The organism is Actinomadura spongiicola, from assembly GCF_003432485.1.
Lineage (GTDB): Bacteria > Actinomycetota > Actinomycetes > Streptosporangiales > Streptosporangiaceae > Spirillospora > Spirillospora spongiicola.
In genome coordinates this window covers 31,296-48,721 of sequence record NZ_QVNQ01000002.1, presented here as the reverse complement: position 1 = coordinate 48,721, position 17,426 = coordinate 31,296, and the positions used below count along the sequence as shown (strand labels likewise).

Here is a 17,426-nt window from a genome sequence, read left to right as displayed (position 1 = left end):
CCCCGGCGTCACGCACCAGCTTATCCAGCAACAGACTCCTCGCCGTACCGCCATACCACGCCTGCTCCCGGTAGGGGCGAACGCGCAATCAACCAGCCACAACCACAAACGCTAGGTCAGACACTCCCTCAGCAAGAGCGTCACCGCCACAAGCCGCATGACCAGAACCGGTGAACGTTCGTGCTTACCGCACTAGACTAATCCGGTGCGTGACCCTGCCGTTACGGAGGGCGTTGATCGCCGCGTCGGCGATTCGCGTGGTGTGGCTTTGAAAGGAAAACCACGTGGTACTGGAGATTTTCGTCGGCTTGTTCGTCGAGCAGATGCTCTCCGCTGGGCTCGGTCAGGGCAGGGGTGCGCTGACCAAACGGCGGGAGGCGAACGCGCTGGTAGACGAGACGATGGCTCGGGTTCGAGAGGAACTGCCCGAAGGACCGGACGCGAACTCGATCATCGATGCGTTGAGCAGGCAGTTGCGCGCCCCGGCTGCCGATTTGCCGCACCTGCCGGCACAGCCACTGGAGGCGCTGCGCCTGCAGCTCGAGCCGCTGCTGGTCCAGCCGTTCACCGACGGTCGCGATACCGGTGCGCAGATTCTTGACCGGCTAGGTCTCGACTTGGATCGCCTCGTCGCGATGACTCACTCGGCCCTGCTGGCTTCCGCCCGCCAGCTCGTGTTGGAGCAGGGCGGCCTGCCGGAATTCGTTCGGCAGGGCTTCGAGCAGTGGGTGCGGGATCAGCTGGCCGAGATACGGCGGCACCTCGTGGCGGGAAACGGCGCCTCGGGCGCCGTCGACACCTTGGTCGGGCCACCAGAGCTGATGGTGGGCCGCCAGGAGGAACTGGCCCGGCTGGAGCAGCTGAGCGTCCAGCCCGAGGGCACTGGCGGGTCATCGGTAGTGCTGACCCTGCATGGCATGGGCGGCGTCGGCAAGACCACTCTCGCCAGTGCTTTCGCCGCACGCATCTCGGAGCGGTTCCCAGATGGCCGCCTGTGGGTCGATTTCCACGGCTTCACCCCCGGAGAGGAACCACGGTCGACCGATGATGTGCTCGCCGGCCTGCTGCGGCAGGTCGGCCATCCCCCCGACGTCCAAACCCGCAATCTGGCGGAGAAGTCGGAACTGTGGCGGGCGTGGCTGGCGGACCGAGCCGTACTGTTGGTGCTGGACAACGCGCTTTCGGAACACCGCGTGGAGCCCTTGCTGCCGGGGGCCTCGTCCAGGTCGCTGGTGCTGGTCACCAGCCGCAAGCGGCTTGACGGCCTCGGTACCCGGCGTTCGGTCGACGTCGACACCTTTTCCACCGCGGCCGCGATCTCCCTGCTTCGACGGTACTTGCCCGACCACGGTGAACACCCGTCCGACGAGCCTCTGACGGAGATCTCTGAGCTGTGCGGGCACCTGCCGCTGGCACTGTGTGCCGTCGGACCGCTCCTCGACACCGTTCAGCCAGCCGACCTGATCGACCGGATGCACCGGGCCGCGTACCCGCTGCAGGATCTTGACGACGCGGAACGTCCGGTGCGGGCGGCGTTCGAAGTCTCCTACCAGCACCTCGGCCACAGGCAGCAGCAATCGATGCGCCTGTGCGGTGCGCATCCCGGCCCCGACTTCGACGCCGCGTCACTCGCCGCACTCTGGGGCATCCAGCGGTCCGATGCTGCGGTGCGGATCGCCGAGCTCCGAAAGTACAGCCTTCTGGTGACTGTCGACCACGTGGGCCGTCGGTTCGCGGTGCACGACCTCTTCCTCCCCTACGTCAGGGAGTTGGCTGCCGTATGAACTCCACCGCCGAAGCGCAGCAACGCCTTCTCGCGCATCTTCTGGACACGGCGCGTTCGGCAGCCGCACGGGGCGGCCGTGGGCCGGACGGCCAGCCGGGCGGCATCTGGCTGGCCGAAGCCACCGACGAACTCGAACGATGCGCCCATGTGGCGCTCGACCTCGGCTGGGTGCACGGCCCGACACTGGCGGCCCTGGCCGGGCACTGGCTCCGGTCGACGGGCCGCCCCAGACGGGACTTGTGCACCCGCCTGAACGAGGCCGCCACGGAACAAGGCGACCCGCAGGGACGGGCGGCGGCCCAATGGGGCTTCGGCTGGCACGCGTTGGGCGACCTTGACGTCCACGAGGCCGCTGACAGGTTTAACGAGGCCCGGTCCGTTGTTGACGACGATGAATACGGGCAGGCCGAAGCGGACCTGGGGCTGGCCACGGTGGCGCGGCTGCGCGGCGACCTCGCACAAGCGGAGACACTGTTCGAACAGGCCGCAGCGTGTTACCGGCGAGCCGGAGACGACCGCGCTGAGGCGGACGCGGCATGGGGCCTGGCAATCGTGGAACTCGAACGGGGCAACGGCGCGCAAGCGATGGCTCGATTCGAGCGCGCGTCCGATCTGTGCCGTCAAGCGCGCGGCCGTCCCGGCCGCCCTACACGGGGAGATCTGGTCGCTGCGGCGGTGGACGCCGGACTTGGCCAAGTCGGCCGCGACCTACTGCAAATAGCATCCGTGACCGTACCGGAACAGCACCACGAGATGGACTCGACCGTTGCCGACGCGGTTGCGAACATCACCGGAGTGCTCGAAGACGCGGCCACCGGCTCACAGGCCGCGAAGGACGATCCCTTCTCGGAACTGGTCGAAGCGATCTCCCGCATCGGAGACCAGATGGCCGAGGGCATGAGCCGAGCGTTCCAGAGCATCACCGTGCAGATCGCGAGTCCTGCCCTGGCCTTCAGCCTGTACCAGGAGGTCGGGGATAACGGTCTGCAGGCGGCAGCAGCGTACGCGGTCGCCTCGGCGGCGGTCGAGACCAGTCACCTGGCGGCCGCGGCGGCGGGATACGACGTCGCCCTGGAACTCTTCACCCGGACGGGTGACGCCCGTGGGCAGGCGGCCTCCAGGCGGGTCCTCGACGACATCGCCCGGGCGCTGGCTCCGTTGGACCACCTCCGGGCAGGGGCCGACGCCGGCGACAGTCAGGCAGCCCGCCGACTCGCCAAGGCACTCGCGCAACAAGGCGAGGTGGCGGAGCTGAGACAGCGCGCTGACGCTGGCGACAAGGATGCCGCCTGGCGGTTCGCCGATCTTCTCGTTCGCACCGGCCAGCAAGCGGAACTACGAGACCGCGCCGAGGCCGGGGATGAAGACGCCCGCCGCCGGTACGCCGAACTGCTCGACGACGAGGGGCGCGAGGCGGAACTGGTGGCACGCGCCGACGCCGGTGATGAACATGCCGGTTGGAGACTCGCCCGACTTCTGGTGGGGAGCGGTCGGCTGCAGGAGTTGTGTGCCCGAGCCGACGCCGGTGATGGGCCCGCCCGTAGCGAGTACGCTGACCTGCTCACGAAGAGGGGCCATCTCGACGAGTTGCGCGCACGGGCACACGGCGGCGACCTCATCGCGGCCGATCGCCTTGTAGAGGTTCTCTTGGACGACGAGAACCAGTCGCCACCGGCAGGACGAGACGAACGGATACCGGAGGCCATCGACCTCCTACGGATGCTGGCCGACGCCGATGACTCAATGAAGCTCGCCGGGTATTCACTGTTCGCTGGGAACTCAGAGAAGCTCTGCGACCTGCTCGCCGAGGAAGGGCGGCTGGAAGAATTGGCCGCCCGCGCCACTGCAGGCGACTACTGCGCCTGGTACCTCTTGTACCGACAGGGGCTATCCGAAGATCTCCCCATGCCCACCGACGATCCGTAGATGCAAGTGCCGCTACGCCGAGCACTATCCGCCCCCAAGAGGACAGTCGCCGGAACTTGCGTCCTGGCGGCTGGAGGCCCATCAAGCCTTCGTGGGATCCAACGCTCGAAAGCGAAGGGACTTGCTCTTCGTTTCCCGGCTCGAGGCAGAGGAGCCGCGGCCCGACAATCTACGTGGCGTCGACGTTGTAGGCCGCGACGATCACGTCCTTGACGTCGAACGTGTCGCAGTCGTCCCTTGTCGAAGGCGTCGATGGCGCTGCGTGTGTCGGCGCACCTCCTGTGGAAGCCGTTGACCTGGACACCACCGACACAAACACTGACGCCAAACTGGACCGCATCGAACAGGTCGCGACCCGGTTCCCGGACCGATGCTTCGCCTTCGATGAGTTCGGGCCCTTGTCGATCCAGACCACCCCGGCACCGGATGGGCCGAGCAGGGCAGCGACCGACTGCCGACGACCTACCACCACCTAGACAACTTGTCATCCAACAAGATCCCCGCCATGAGCGCCTGGACGCGCAAGAACAAGGTCGAGCTGTGCTTCCACCCCCGACCATCACGTCCTGGGCCAATTCGATCGACGCCCAGTTCGGGCCGCTACGCACCTTCGTGACGGGCAATCCCGACCATCCCAACCACACCGCGCTCGCCTGGGATATTTATGCCTACCTGCGGTGGCGCAACGCCCACGCCCGCCACCCCGACGTCCTGGCCGCCCAGCACCGCGAATGCACCCGGAACAACCACACTGGGGACGTCCGCACCCCAAGGGCCGCATGACCAGAACCGGTGGACGTTTATGGTCACCGCGCTAAATGTTCTTGAGGGTCTCAGTGAAACGCCGGAAGTCCTCGCGGCCTACGAGGATCATGGAGCCATGGGGGTCTTTGCTGTCACGAATTGCCATCATGTTCGGAACGCTCGCGACCTCGACACAGTGACCACCGTTGTCACCGCTACGCGAAGCCTTGCGCCACTTGGCGTCACTCAAGTCCATTTTTCTTTCGCCACTTTCTCTATTAGAGCTGCAGACTGGCTCAGTGGATACGCATGTGCTTGAATGAGAGCAAAGGTCTCAGTGAGGCTCGTGATGTCCCCACGGTCGGTAGTTGTGTCGCCTCGTAGGACACCGTCTCGATATGCTACCTCGCTACCATCGGTAAGCGTACCGATTACGAAGCCGCCTGACAGTCCACCGTGCTGAATACTGGGCACGACCTGGATTCTCACCTTTGGTGATGACACCTCGATGAGGTGCATGAGCTGCTCGTGCATGACCTCCTGTCCGCCAACGTCGCGGTACAGAACCGAGGCATCGAGCACGCACAGCAAGGTGGGGGCGTTCTCTCGCGCCAGGATTTCCTGCCGCGCCATGCGAGTCTCTACCGCTGCCTCGTTTCCATCGAGCAACGCACGGGCGTAGGCGGGGGTCTGTAGTAGACCGTCCACAACGAGCGGCTGATAGCTGCGGATGTACGTCGAGTCCGGCTCATGCTTGTACCAGTCCGTGAACCAGATGGGCACTGCTCCCGATCCCTTGAAGAGCCCGTCCCAGAGACGGGTGAGGGCGTTGCGTGTGTCGAGAACCGGATCGGCCGCGACCGCGAGACTGCGGTCACACCGAAGCTCGGCCCTTTCTACCGCGCTAATCGTGCTCTTCGAGAACGGAATCTTGTTCGCGAGTTGGGCGCATGACAACTTTGCCGCCTCCCGGTAGTACCGCAGTTCGCTCCCGAACAGTGCTTCCGGCGACTCCCATGGGTGGAGATCTCTCGGACGCTGCGGCATCTTTCCACGCTCGCTTTCTGCATGTCTCGGCTTCTGACGGCCAGTGATGGCTAGCGATGGCCAGCGACGGCTAGATCATTAAGGGGATCGACCCGGGTTCGGCTGGTCATCGTGAACACTTCACCACTCAGCGTGCCACAGGGGCAATGATTCGACTAGCCGTTACGGCGCAATCCAAACAAGTGCGCGCAATCGAGCCCGGAGGCGACTGGCCATGATCGATGTAGGGGGTAGGACCGTGGTGCACGAGCTGGTCGTAGATTCCACCGCCCACGCGCCGCGTCTCTCCAGAGACTTCCTCGCAAAGTGCTTCAGCGATCTCGGAATCGAAGACGACTACGCGGGACGGACAGTCGTCAACGAATTGGTAACCAACACTTACGAACACGTCGAAACTGGACAGATCGTCATCCGAATATTCGAGGACGAGCGCGACGGCGCGGTGGTCGTGGAGGTCTGGGACCAGAGCAAAAATATGCCGGTCATTCAGGAGATCGAAGAAACCGCCGAGTCAGGGCGCGGACTTTTCATGATGTCACTTCTGGTCCGGGAGTGGGGCGTGCGACCAATCACTGGAGGGGGAAAGATCGTATGGGCCAAACTCGACCGCTGAGCGTCCGGGTTGAGCGGCGCGTGCTACGGCTGCGCACGCACCTCGGACGATCGACGGCCGTGCGGTACCTGGACACGCTCAGCGCGGCACTCAAGCCTCTGGGTTACCGGGCCATCCGGCTCTACCGCCCCGAAGAGTTCCCGGTCCCGGTCGCCCTTCCCGCGCTCTGGGAGCCGTTCCTTTGGGTGTACGTCCCGGGCCCGCACAGCCACGTGGGGACCGTCGTAAGCGCACGAGCCGTTTCGGGCGGAATGTGGGCCTACCACGAGGCTCAGCGCGGAAGGTTCGGCTACCTCTCACCGTGCGGAGACGTGAAGGCGGCGGCCGACCAGACCGACAAGCTGCTCAAGCACAGGATGTTTCCGGGCAACGCCTGGTGAGACCACACGAGGGACGCGCGCGCCTGTCGGGGTGGGAAGGCCCCTCCCTCTCCCCGAGTTGACGCAGTAGATCCCTAGCAAGGGGACAGAGGGTGCTGCGTCCACTCAGCCTCGTCCCTCTCTTCCTCCCCACGGGAGAGAGGGACGAGGCCGTACACGAACCCCCTGATCTCGCTGAAGGCGCGCGGCGAAGATCAGGGGGTTCTTGGTGTCCGGCAGCAGAAGCGACAGGTGGGGTCGCGGTCTCACCCCGAAATGACATTCTCGTCAATAGTCCGGGGCCTGACGGCGCTTGCGGTAGACATCCAGCGAGTGCGCGAGGAACCGATCGCACCAGAGGGCGATCTCATCGAGCTTCTCATCAGAGATCACGAACCGTATCCACGCACCGCCGTCGATGGCGACCGCGCCGGTGGGTTCAGAGGCTCGCAGGTTCGGCCAGACGCGCCCGTGCACGAACCCGGAGGCCATCCGCCACGCCGCGACGGGCTCACTGGGTGTGAAGCCCGCATCTTCGGCAGCTCTCTTGATCATGTCCACCATGTTGAGCTTGGCCCCGACCCGGTTATCCGGCAGACCCAGATCTTTGGCGAGCTGAAGGATCTCGCCCCGACGCTCACTCCCTCGCTTGGCAGGCGGTTCCGGGGCGTGCCCGATTTCATCCTCATACTTCCCGCGCTGTTCGAAGTCGTACGCCCAGGTCTGCAGGGCCCGGGTACGTCGTTCGTCTCGTGTCTTACCGTTGAGCAGCCATGCAACGTGCGCGAAGTTCTCCAAGGCGCTTCTGAGTAGCGCGTAGGGGTAGACCGTCCCGAGCCATTCCAACTCTGTGATGTTACGCCGCAGAACGTAGACCTGCTCGACACCAGCCCCGAAGGACGTGTAGATGGGCGTCGTGAACCACTTGCCCTGAAGAGTGTTCGCATCCGCCGCCAACGAACTGCGAGGCTCGGGGGGCGGCGGATAAACGACGTTCTCTTCCCCGGCGTACCCTTCGATCCGCCCGAACAGCTTGGACAGGTTCGGGCAGGTGAGCGTCTGCTTCGTCATAAGCACACAGTGTGGGGAGGCGATCACCTAAGCGCCACCCGGTTTATGGCCCTGCACGCCCGGCGGCGCGTGCGGGGCCGCGCGGACGGCGGCGCGTGCGGGGCCGCGCGGACGGCGGCGCGTGCGGGGCCGCGCGGACGGCGGCGCGTGCGGGGCCGCGCGGACGGCGGCGCGTGCGGGGCCGCGCGGACGGCGGCGCGTGCGGGGCCGCGCGGACGGCGGCGCGTGCGGGGCCCGGGTGGCGTTCCGCCTACCCGGGCCCCTTTGTCGCGCGTGGCGCGGTGTGCTGTCCCTGCCGGTCCCTACCAGCGGCGCCGGACACTGCCGCCCATGAGGCGGCATGCGCGTTCGTCGTGGGCGTCCAGGAAGATGACCGGCAGTTCGGCGACGCCGGTTTCCCGCGCCTTGTGGATCCGGTGCCATCCGTCGATCACGATGGGTGTCCTCACCTCGGGAAGTGGCACGGCCAACAGCGGTCGGGACAGATCCACCGTCTCCGCGTAATCGGCGTCGACGCGGATGAGCGCGCCGAGCGCGCCGATCTCTGACACGTTCGCGTGCGTGACCGTGTAGCGGGTGGACGCCCGTGCGGCGGCAGCGACGTCCCATGCCCAACCGAGCAGGACGAACACCTGGTCATAGGGGCCGTGTTCGGTGTCGTGCGAGGTGGTGCCGGTCGCATCACCGGACATGTAGCGTCTCCTTGGTCATGACAGCCTCTTTCAGCGTTGGGGTAGGGGTCGTGAGACCCGGGTCATGACGGGGCGGACGGGGCGCTACCCGTCCGCCCCGCCTACGGTTCACGGGGTATTCGCGCTGTCCGCGTCGGCGCTAGCAGCGGCACGGAAGCGGCGCGGACTTTCACAGGTCAGGACCGCCTCGCCACGTGAGACGAGGGTGTCGAGGGCATTGGCGACCGCACCGGATGACCGGTCCAGGACCTTGGCGATCTCACCGGGCGTGAATTCCTTGTCCGGGTAGGCGATCAGGTGCTCGGCGACGAGGGGGCGCAGCGGTGACGGCGCGCTACGGTCGCCGGTCGTGCGTGGCGTCCGCGTCCCGGTGGTGGCGCGATTGGTGCGGCGGACGCTACCGGCGTAGCGCGCTATGTCTTCCATGCCGCGCGTGATGCGCTCCTCGTCGTCGGCCGCTATCGCGGCGAGGGTGGTGGTGACCGTGCTCAGAAGGTCGGTCAGGATGACCCGGGCGGTTTCGCGCTGTTCGGCCTTACGAAGCTCGGCGTCGACCCGTGCGCGCCGTTCCGCCTCCTCTTTCTGCGCCTTGCGCAGTGACTCAGCCGCCGCCGCGCGCCGGTCGGCCTCATCTGACAGCACCTGCATGGCGTTCGCGAGGGTGTCCGGTGAGATGACGCCCGTCCCGGTGGCGTCCGGCGGCGGAGGGGCGTCGGTGCCTGCCGCGTCGTCCGTCGGGACGGCCGTGGCGGGGTCAGCGGCCCCGGTGGCGGCCGTGGTGGGGACCGGGGCCCACACGTCCGGGGTGCGGCCCCGTCCGGTGCCCTGACCGGGCGTCCGGGTGGCTAGTCCGGCGTCCGCGAACGCCGTCAGTGCCTTGGTCACGGTCGCGCGGCTGGTTCCGGACGCGTCGGCCAACGCCGCCACGGTCGCACCGTCCGGCGCGGCGTTCAGCGCGTCCCACACGGCCCCGGACGCGCCGCCCGGCCGTCCGTCCGCCGTGCCGTTCGCCGGGGCGGTAGTGGCCGCGTCCGGGGTCGCGGTGGTGATGATGTTCGCCATTGTTTCTGCCTCCTGAAATGACGACCGATTCGGCGGGACTTTCCCGCCCGGCGTCGTCCGCCATGACGACCATTTCTCGATGACGCGGCGAATGCAACACGGAGCGCCGACTAATTTGGTAGCCGGAACGGCTGGAGAGGCTTACCTAGGTAAACAATGTTTTATTAGTTCGGGCTGCCCCGGCGTGCGCGCCCAACCCCGGCGCCTACCACGGAATTTGGCGACGCCGGGCTCGCGCGTTTCAGCCTCGGCCTTTTGGGATGTCGTTCGCCTCGGCCCGGTGCGAGGCCGCCTTGTCGCCGCGCCTTCATGCGACGCGGGGACGGCCTGTGCGCGGGTGTGGTTTGGCGGTTGGCTTGGGAGCGGAAAGGAAATTGCTTGTTGGGGGATCGACGAAGTCCTCATCCCGGCGAGCGACCACACCTATCCATGCCCCCTTTGGGGGATATCCGGGCGCACCGTCACCCCACCCGATCAGCGCCGTGACCTGCGTAGACACCGGTGTGAGACAGGGGCGTCCATAGACAACCCCCCGGTCACTCCCCCGATCACACCCCCGGTCGCCTCGTCCGTCCACGGAACCGTGAGTGAGCAAGACCCCGCCCGCGCTTGACTCGGTGTGCGGGCGGGGCCTGAGCTTGGCCCTTAAGCTGAGTGTGGGACCAGCCTGGTAAGGACAGGCTGGTCCCGCCTACGCAGCCGGAGTCTTCGGCGTGACCAGCGCCGGTTCCTCTCGCCGGTTGTCGGTACAGATCAGGTCCGCCCAGACGATGTGCCCTGTGCTCGGGCTTCCATGGACACCCATCGTTGCGGCCACCCGCGAGACCGCCCGTAGACCCCGACCGCCCTCATTGTCGAGGGGGCCGTCGATCGGGTCGTACCGCACCGTGGGGTATCCGCCGCCGCCGAGGTCGCTCACACCGACATAGGCCAGGCCGCCGACCACCAGCTCGACCGTGAACCAGCCCCCGCGCTCGCCCGACCGGGTGTGGCGGACGGCGTTCGAGGACAGCTCGGTCACCACGAAGCCCACGTCCGAGACGATCGAGGTCTCAGCGAACAGGAACATCGCGAACTGTCGCGCCATCGGAATCTGGTCCACCCGCCCCGGAAATGCGCGCCGCCAGGACATCGACGCGCAACGCAGCGGGCCCGCGGATTTGAGATCGAGTGTCGCCATTCCTTGCATCCTCCTGACCGGCCGCCCCGCCGCCGCGTTTCCATTAGCAGCGAATTAGCGCGGCGGACCGACCGCCATCAAGGAACACCTCGCATCGATTTGTCAAGCCTACTAACTTTCGGCCGCCAAACCCGTTCAATAGATACATCTGCTGCTTCTAGCGAAAAGCACCTGGCATGGCCGCGGCGAGTGAATCCATCGCCCACGAACTGGGTCCTGGAGTCTACGGTCGCCACGCGAGGGCCTGTTGGCCTGACAGCCATGAGGTGTCGGACGTCGAAGTTTCGGCCTCCTCATGACAGTGTGAGGTTGCTGAAGAAAGAACGAGGCGGCCCGTAGATTGGCGGGGTGAGTGGCTATGACTTGATCGCGTACGCGGGGAATGCTGAGGATGTTGTGCTGATGCGCGCCTTCGCTGGCCAGCGGGGTGGGTTCTTTGTGGATGTTGGGGCCGGCGAGCCGGTCAGTGGGTCGCTGACCAAGAACCTGGTGGACGGCCTCGGGTGGCGGGGTGTCAACATCGAGCCGTTGCCCGAGCGCCACGCACGTCTTGAGCGGGCTCGGCCGGGTCATGTGAACCTGCGTGTGGCTGTGGGAGACGAGCCGGGTTACGCGTCGTTCTTCCGCGTCGTTCCGGGTGCGGGGATGGCTGGTGGTGGTGGGCTTAGCACGTTGCGCAGGGATGTTCTGGAGGGGCATCTGGCGGACGGTTGGCGGTATGAGGAGTTGCGCGTCGAGGTCGTCACCTTGGAGGCGGTTCTGAACGCGTATGCCGAACCGGGGTTCGACCTGTTGAAGGTTGACGTGGAGGGGGCGGAGGCCGCCGTGTTGCGGTCGGCCGATCTGAGGGTGTGGCGGCCGCGGGCGATCGTGGTTGAGGCGACCGTTCCGTTGACCACGCAGCCGAGTCACCAGGAGTGGGAGCCGCTCGTTCTGGCGGCCGGATACAAGCTGGCGCTGTTCGACGGCCTCAACCGCTTCTACGCCCGCGACGACGAGGACGAGCTTCGCGGGCGGCTTTCTGTGCCCGCAAATGTGCTGGATAACTACATCCCGTATGCGTGTGCCCGTCGGGCCGGGCTTATTGGGCCAGGGTGAGCAGGTCGGGATGGTGGTCGCGGAGCCATCGTGTGAGCCATGCGCCGTCGGTGTCGGCGAGGCCCAGGGACGGGGCGTCGATGAGGCGTCGCAGCATCATCAGTGGCAGCAGCGCGGCCAGGGCGTCGTGGTCGACGGCGTCGCTGCCGTAGCCGTCGATCAGCGGGCCGGGCTGGGCGCCGCGTGGCATGTCGACGGCCAGGGCCCAGGCGAGGTCGAGCATCGGTGGCCCGGCCTCGGTCGCGCCCGGGTCGAGTAGTCCGGTGAGGGTGTCGCCGTCGAACAGGGTGTTGTGGCAGACCGCGACGTCGCCGTGGATCGCGGTGATGGGGAGTCCTTGGCAGGCCGCGGCGATGTGCTCGGCGAGGGCGGGGTAGGCGTCTGGGGCGGTCGATCGGGCCCAGCCCAGGAGGACGCCCAAGGCGCCAGAGTCGTCCAGGCGCAGGCCATCGCCGGGAGGCTGTGAGTGCCATTGGCGCAGTTGGCGGCCGAGCTGGTGTTGGCGCGCGGGGGTGGGGTGATCTGCGGGCGTGCCGGGGAGGCGTTCCAGGACCGCCCACCACGCTTCTCCTGCGGTTCCCGTGTCCAGGAGTCGTGGGGCCTTTATGCCTGTCGTGGCGCGCAGCTTGTCGAAGTTGCGGACGGTCTCCAGCCGTTCGTGCATCCGTCGACGCACTTTCACGACCGTCCGCTCGCCCGACACGACGCCGTCGGTGCCGAGCGTCCCCACCGCGTCAACGGGCTCGCGTGGGCCGTCGAATGCGGGGCTTCGCAGGGCTTCGCGGATCGCCGTCTCGACGAGCGCGTCGGGCACCCGGCCGGTTGGGATCAGCGCGCGGTGGTCGCCGACGTCCAGCGGCCCGCAGATCGGTTTCCGTAGCCGTGTCAGGGCCTGTGACCAGCGGCGCCGGGCCGCGTCCGGGTCGTCCAGCCAGGCGATGGCGGTGAAGTCGGCGTCCAGCCCTGCCCACGCGCGGGTCACCGGTGCCCACACAGGGAGGCAGTCGTCGGTCAGGTTTCGTGCCGTGCGGGTGGCTTCCGCCATTCGGCCGCCGGAGGCGTCCAGGAGGACTTGGAGCGCCTCGACGGGCAGTAGCTCACGGGAGGCGCCGAGTTCGCCGAACCGGCGTGCCGCTGCTTCTAGGAGGGCGGCGGCCGCGTGGTGTTCGCCGCGAAGGGCGCGGGCCATCGCCTCGGCCATGTCGCACTGGGCGAGGCCGATCGGTTCCCCGGCCGAACCGTTCAGCTCCCGGGCCCGGCCGAGCAGTGACATGGTGCGGTCCGGGTCGTACCACATCAGCGCCAGTAGGAGGTGTCGTAGTGCGCGCGCTTCCCACAGGGGGGCGTTGGCTTCGCGGGCCGCGTCCAGGGTCGTCTCGAAGAATTGGGCCGCTTCGGCGAAACGGGCGTTGTGCAGGTGGGTGTGGCCGAGCAGGTCAGCGGCGCGCACCTGGTCGGGGCCCGCTTGTGAGGCGCCGTCCATCAGCCGCGCGACTGAGCGGTAGTCGCTGCGGCGTAGCGCGTTGTCGGCCAGCCCGAAGCGGCCGCTTGCACCGATCAGGGACGCGGGCTCGATCCCGGACAGGTGGGCGGCTGCCTCCTCGACCTTGCCGATGATGTGCGCGCGGCTGGCCAGCTCGTGCCGGTAGTAGTCGGCGTACGGGCCTTCCGGTTCACCGATCAGCTCGCGCAGCGCCTGGTAGCGGTCCTCAGCGTTGACGTCCGCGCGTGCGGTCAGTCGCGCAACCGCGGTCAGCCGATTCAGTTCCGGCGAGTCCGGTAGTTCAGGCAGGGACACCAGCACCTGCCAATGGCCGAGCACGGTGAGGCTGTAGGCGAGATCGCCCAACGTTCGCGGTGTCAGCCGGTGCTCGTGGGCGGCATGCAGGACGAGCAGGAACGCCGCCACGCATCGCCTGCTACGCACCCCCAACGGAACCGGATGGTCGGCGTCGTCGTCCCAGACCGTCAACGCGGCGCGTGTCAGGTGCTCGATGGCTCGTTCGGCGTTGTGCGCGCGTTCGGCCGGTGTCCAGCCGTCGTCGGTGTCGGCGTCGCATTCGGCCACGCTGCGGCGCAGGTTCTCGTGCAGCCGGTACGGCGGCCACACCGTCTCGTCTTGGCGGACGAACGGGCGTTGTACGAACCGTTCGATCTGCCTGAGCCGCATCTGGGGTAGTACGGCGTGCAGGACGTCTTCGTCGAACGCCTCCAGCAGCGCCGCCGCCCGCAGCAGGTCGCGGTCGGGGGCCGAGAGGTCCCGCATTGTTCGCAACACCAGCTCGGGGAACCCGAGCCCGAATGCCTCGGCGGGCGGTGCTTCCCCGCGTGCGAGGTACTGCCCGAACAGCCCGGCCGACAGATCGAGGTAGAGCGGAGATCCACCGGATCCCGCGACGATGCGGCTTCGGATGCCGGGCCCGATCGCGGGAGTCCCGTCCACGGTTAGTCGCGCGGTCAGGTACGCCTCGGCTGATGCTCGGTCGAACCCGTCCAGGCCGAGCTGGTCGCGTCCGGCCAGGCCCGGCCAGCGGCGTTCGCCGCCGTAGGTGAGCGCGACGGCCTTGGCCTCTTCGTGCCAGCGCACCGCCAACCGTCCGGCCGCTACGAAGACGACGTTCGGCATCAGGTACACCAGCCGCGACACCAGGTCCTCAAGACCGCCGCGCTCGGCGGGCAGGCGCTGCACGTTCTCGAACGTGTCCAGCACGCACAACGCCAACGCCGGACGCTTACGACGCGCCTGCTCCAGGTCGGCGGCCAGCAGGACCGGCATGTACCCGAGCATCCGATCGGGGTCCTGCTCGGACAGGATCGGATCGAGCGCGGGTAGATCGGCCCGCAGCCGCTTCAACCGTGCCTTCTGCGTGGCGGTCCGGCCCAGCAGGTTCAACGCCCGGTACGCCACCGACAGCGCGCCGAACCCGCCAAGGAGCTGATCGACGGCGGTACCGACCTGGTCGGCGACCCCGAACGAATCCGCCGTGTTGTCCTTGCGGAGGAAGGCCGTCAGCGACTCGCCGGGGTGCTTGCGCTGCCAGTACACCGCCAACGCCACATCGAACGCGGGCCACGACCTGGCCAGCGGCGCCAGCGCCGCACGAAGCCGCAGCAAGACAGCCTCGAAGCTCGAACTGGCAGGGTCGGCGAAATCCAGTACCGCGTGCGCGCCACGTTGCGGCAGGCCGTCCAGTTCGCCGCTCACCGCCAGACCCGCGACGTGCCTGGCCAGCGTGGACTTACCGATCCCGCCCTCACCGCACACGGCGATGAGGTTGGACGCCGGACGCTGGAAGTCGAGCAGCTCATCGACAGTCCATGACCGTTCGGCCAGATGGGCGAAGCGGTCACGGAAGTCCCTAATCTGGGCTTCCCGGTTAGTGAAGACATTTCGTACTTCGAATGGAGCGCGCGGCCCGTAGCTGAAGAACTGGTCGACGTCCACCCCGATACCCGATCACATCCCCTCTGTCGTGACAATGCGTCTTCCCAGCTCGAGCGCTGGCCGGATGATCGCGCAGAACCGCCGTTCGCGCGTTCGATGTGCGTTGTCCCTAGTCGTCAGTTTCGTTTGGAAGTCGAGGTTGGGGCATCCACGAGCTTACGAGTCTCCTCCTCGGGTTCGGCATCGAGGTCATCGAGTCGTGCCGCGAGAAGCTGGTAAGTACGGCGGACGGCGTCCGGACGGTCGAGGCGGGCTTGTGCAGCCGCGGTAATCAGGGACCCGGACCAGTTGCGGCATCGGTCGGACTGGTCACAGCAGTGGGGGCCTGGATCGTCCGGCCAGCAGGGATCGCGGGGGTGGGCGTGGTCGAAGATGGCCGAAGGCCTAGTTAAACATGGTGTCGGCGTCGTGGACCACTGAACCGCGCGGTGTCGTGGGAGCCGCATCACCTCGGCCACAATTAGCGGGTCAACCCGGCTGAGTGCCGCTGGCTCGGCAGCAAAAACGCCACGTCGGCTGGATACAGGTTGCAAGCCTGGGCCCGCCAAGAGGGTCACCGCCCCCAGAACCAGTAAGAACACCAACTCCACTCGGCGCCGCACCACGCCGTCGCCCCCGACCGCACCTGCACCGTGGGCGCGTAAGCGCACGACACCGCCTGCTCTCGCGTCGCGCCCGCAAGTAAAGGCACACCCGCGGTTACCGTCACAGCTTACGAGTAGTCCCTCCAGGCGGTCATGGGCGAAGGGAAGTTGCTCGTCATCGCGGACGCGGACGTTTCGACCGACGGTGTGAGAAGGCCGTCGACCGGGTGACGGCCAGAACCAGGTGGGCTGTCGCGTACCGGCACGTCAACCGGCTCACCGCTGCGGCGACCGCGCGAAGCTCGCAGGAGCACGCCTGAAAGCAGAAGTTGGGCAGTCGAGGTCGTCGTGCTGGGGGCAGCTTCCGAATCCGCCGTTCCTCGGAGATGGAATGCCCGTACTGGGTCGTTATATATCAACCGATCCTTCCATCGAGCCAACGAGAAAGCCCGGCATTGCCGGAATCTTATAATTCAAAAGGGTCTTAGTACCGAAAAGTGGCGAATGGCGCGTCTTGTCAACCTGGGAGACGCAAGTGCAGCGCTTGTGACAGATGCCGGTGACATACTGGTGACAAGGGGCTTCGAAGTCGGGAAGGGGGCGCCGTGTGACTGGCGATGAGACTGTGCCGGGGACAGCGGATGACGCCGCGGTGCCGCCCCTGGCCCGCAAGGTCGATTTCCTGTTCCGCCAGGTGCATCCGAGTGGACGCGGGCCATACTCACTTCAGGAGGCCGCCTCCGCGATCGAGAAGCTCACCGGGGAGAAGATCTCGCACAACACCCTGTGGAAGCTGCGGACCGGCAGGCACGACAACCCCACCAAGCGGGTATTGGAAGCCCTGGCCACCTTCTTCGGAGTGCCGCCCTCGTACTTCTTCGACGAAGAGGTGTTCAGGGCCGTCGAGGAACAGATCGAGTTGTTGACCGTGCTGCGCGACACCGGGGTGCGCGGCGCGCACCTGCGCGGGTTCCTCCGCTTGTCGCCCGAGGCTCAGCAGATGGTCGGCGAACTGATCGAGTCGACCGCTCGTCTGGAGCAGCACCGCAGGACGGACGATGCCGATTCTTCCCCAGGGAGCTGAGAGACCTGTGACACAATCACAATCAGTTAGGAGAGCATTGCACTGAGTCCGGTTGGGCGGGCGCGAGTGCCGGGCGTGGAGACCGGGAGGTGGCCGCAGGGTGCGCGGAGGAACACTGCGACGGAGGTGTCGTACTCGTGTTGAGGCGCTGGGCGTCCCCGATCCTTGGAACTTTGAGGAGTTCTGTGCCCGCGTCGCCGCCCATACAGGTCGCGAGCTTCGGGTGATGCAGGTCCCGGCCATGCCGGACGGCTTGTGCGGGATGTATGTCTCGACCATTAGTACCGACTACGTCTACACGACGTTGAGAACCACGACGTTCCACCGTGAACACATCGCGCTGCATGAGATCGGCCATCTGCTCGCCGACCACCAGAGCGTGGTGGCCGTCCAGGACCTGGCCATGATGTTGCTGCCTGATCTGAACCCGGCGCTGGTACGCACGGTGCTGAAACGCACCTCCTACACCAGCGAGCAGGAGCGCGAAGCCGAGTATTTCGCCTCCCTGATTGCGAAGCGGTCGCGGCCCGGCCGAGACCGGGTCATCGCCGCCGACCCAGCCGTTGCCGCCGTGCTCGGCCGTCTGGAGGAGACCTGGGGGCACCGCTCGACGCTGCGGCGCACCGAGCCGATCTCGCCCGCCGTGGCTATCGGGTCGACGACGGGGCGCACGAGCGGGGAGCCGAGCCGCTAACTGCGGTCACGAGCGAATGGCACGTACGTTCGGGGGCCGCC

At 67.0% G+C, this 17,426-nt stretch carries 14 protein-coding genes and 1 pseudogene; 8 read left to right on the top strand and 7 right to left on the bottom strand.

The window, feature by feature from the left end; translation table 11 throughout:
* Positions 1 to 284: 284 nt before the first annotated feature.
* The 3 genes and pseudogenes from D0T12_RS04905 to D0T12_RS37325 all read left to right on the top strand — a co-directional run.
* Positions 285 to 1,784 carry an NB-ARC domain-containing protein gene (locus D0T12_RS04905; RefSeq protein WP_117398095.1) on the top strand — a complete coding sequence of 500 codons (1,500 nt, stop codon included), beginning with the start codon at positions 285 to 287 and terminating at the stop codon, positions 1,782 to 1,784.
* Positions 1,781 to 3,712, top strand: a complete 1,932-nt coding sequence (locus D0T12_RS04900; protein ID WP_117398094.1) for a tetratricopeptide repeat protein — start codon at positions 1,781 to 1,783, stop codon at positions 3,710 to 3,712. Before D0T12_RS04905 ends, D0T12_RS04900 begins: the two co-directional genes overlap by 4 nt.
* A 314-nt stretch (positions 3,713 to 4,026) precedes the next feature.
* Positions 4,027 to 4,495, top strand: a pseudogene (locus D0T12_RS37325) (IS630 family transposase); the annotation flags it as partial.
* Positions 4,496 to 4,526: 31 nt separating this feature from the next.
* On the opposite strand, the gene D0T12_RS04885 reads toward D0T12_RS37325, so the two are convergent.
* Positions 4,527 to 4,712, bottom strand: a complete 186-nt coding sequence (locus D0T12_RS04885) for a DUF397 domain-containing protein (protein ID WP_117398093.1) — start codon at positions 4,710 to 4,712, stop codon at positions 4,527 to 4,529.
* Positions 4,703 to 5,503, bottom strand: coding sequence for a helix-turn-helix domain-containing protein (locus D0T12_RS04880; RefSeq protein WP_117398092.1), 801 nt, complete (start codon positions 5,501 to 5,503; stop codon positions 4,703 to 4,705). Before D0T12_RS04880 ends, D0T12_RS04885 begins: the two co-directional genes overlap by 10 nt.
* A 238-nt stretch (positions 5,504 to 5,741) precedes the next feature.
* Between D0T12_RS04880 and D0T12_RS04875 the strand changes: the two genes are divergently transcribed.
* Positions 5,742 to 6,116, top strand: coding sequence for an ATP-binding protein (locus tag D0T12_RS04875; protein WP_158581417.1), 375 nt, complete (start codon positions 5,742 to 5,744; stop codon positions 6,114 to 6,116).
* A gap of 59 nt (positions 6,117 to 6,175) precedes the next feature.
* Positions 6,176 to 6,496 carry a hypothetical protein gene (locus tag D0T12_RS04870; RefSeq protein ID WP_147339388.1) on the top strand — a complete coding sequence of 107 codons (321 nt, stop codon included), beginning with the start codon at positions 6,176 to 6,178 and terminating at the stop codon, positions 6,494 to 6,496.
* Positions 6,497 to 6,763: 267 nt separating this feature from the next.
* On the opposite strand, the gene D0T12_RS04865 is transcribed toward D0T12_RS04870, so the two are convergent.
* From D0T12_RS04865 to D0T12_RS04850, 4 genes are all read right to left on the bottom strand, one after another.
* Positions 6,764 to 7,546, bottom strand: coding sequence for a hypothetical protein (locus D0T12_RS04865; protein WP_117398089.1), 783 nt, complete (start codon positions 7,544 to 7,546; stop codon positions 6,764 to 6,766).
* Between the two features lie 302 nt (positions 7,547 to 7,848).
* Positions 7,849 to 8,238 carry a ParB N-terminal domain-containing protein gene (locus tag D0T12_RS04860; RefSeq protein WP_117398088.1) on the bottom strand — a complete coding sequence of 130 codons (390 nt, stop codon included), beginning with the start codon at positions 8,236 to 8,238 and terminating at the stop codon, positions 7,849 to 7,851.
* Positions 8,239 to 8,346: 108 nt separating this feature from the next.
* Entirely contained in the window at positions 8,347 to 9,300 is a 954-nt protein-coding gene (locus D0T12_RS04855) for a MarR family transcriptional regulator (RefSeq protein ID WP_117398087.1), read from the bottom strand.
* A 691-nt stretch (positions 9,301 to 9,991) separates the two neighbouring features.
* Entirely contained in the window at positions 9,992 to 10,480 is a 489-nt protein-coding gene (locus tag D0T12_RS04850) for an ATP-binding protein (protein ID WP_117398086.1), read from the bottom strand.
* A gap of 348 nt (positions 10,481 to 10,828) precedes the next feature.
* Here D0T12_RS04850 and D0T12_RS04845 point away from each other — a divergent pair, with 348 nt between their 5' ends.
* Positions 10,829 to 11,578, top strand: coding sequence for an FkbM family methyltransferase (locus D0T12_RS04845; protein WP_117398085.1), 750 nt, complete (start codon positions 10,829 to 10,831; stop codon positions 11,576 to 11,578).
* Here the strand turns inward: D0T12_RS04845 and D0T12_RS04840 are convergent.
* Complete coding sequence (locus D0T12_RS04840; RefSeq protein ID WP_117398084.1) at positions 11,562 to 15,023, bottom strand: hypothetical protein; 3,462 nt, start codon at positions 15,021 to 15,023, stop codon at positions 11,562 to 11,564. The genes D0T12_RS04845 and D0T12_RS04840 overlap by 17 nt on opposite strands.
* A gap of 1,191 nt (positions 15,024 to 16,214) precedes the next feature.
* On the opposite strand from D0T12_RS04840, the gene D0T12_RS04835 reads away from it, so the two are divergent.
* Both D0T12_RS04835 and D0T12_RS04830 read left to right on the top strand, forming a co-directional pair.
* Positions 16,215 to 16,691 carry a helix-turn-helix domain-containing protein gene (locus tag D0T12_RS04835; RefSeq protein WP_199487301.1) on the top strand — a complete coding sequence of 159 codons (477 nt, stop codon included), beginning with the start codon at positions 16,215 to 16,217 and terminating at the stop codon, positions 16,689 to 16,691.
* Between the two features lie 226 nt (positions 16,692 to 16,917).
* Positions 16,918 to 17,385 (top strand): hypothetical protein, encoded by a 468-nt coding sequence (locus D0T12_RS04830; protein ID WP_147339387.1) that lies wholly within the window; start codon positions 16,918 to 16,920, stop codon positions 17,383 to 17,385.
* Positions 17,386 to 17,426 lie beyond the last annotated feature (41 nt).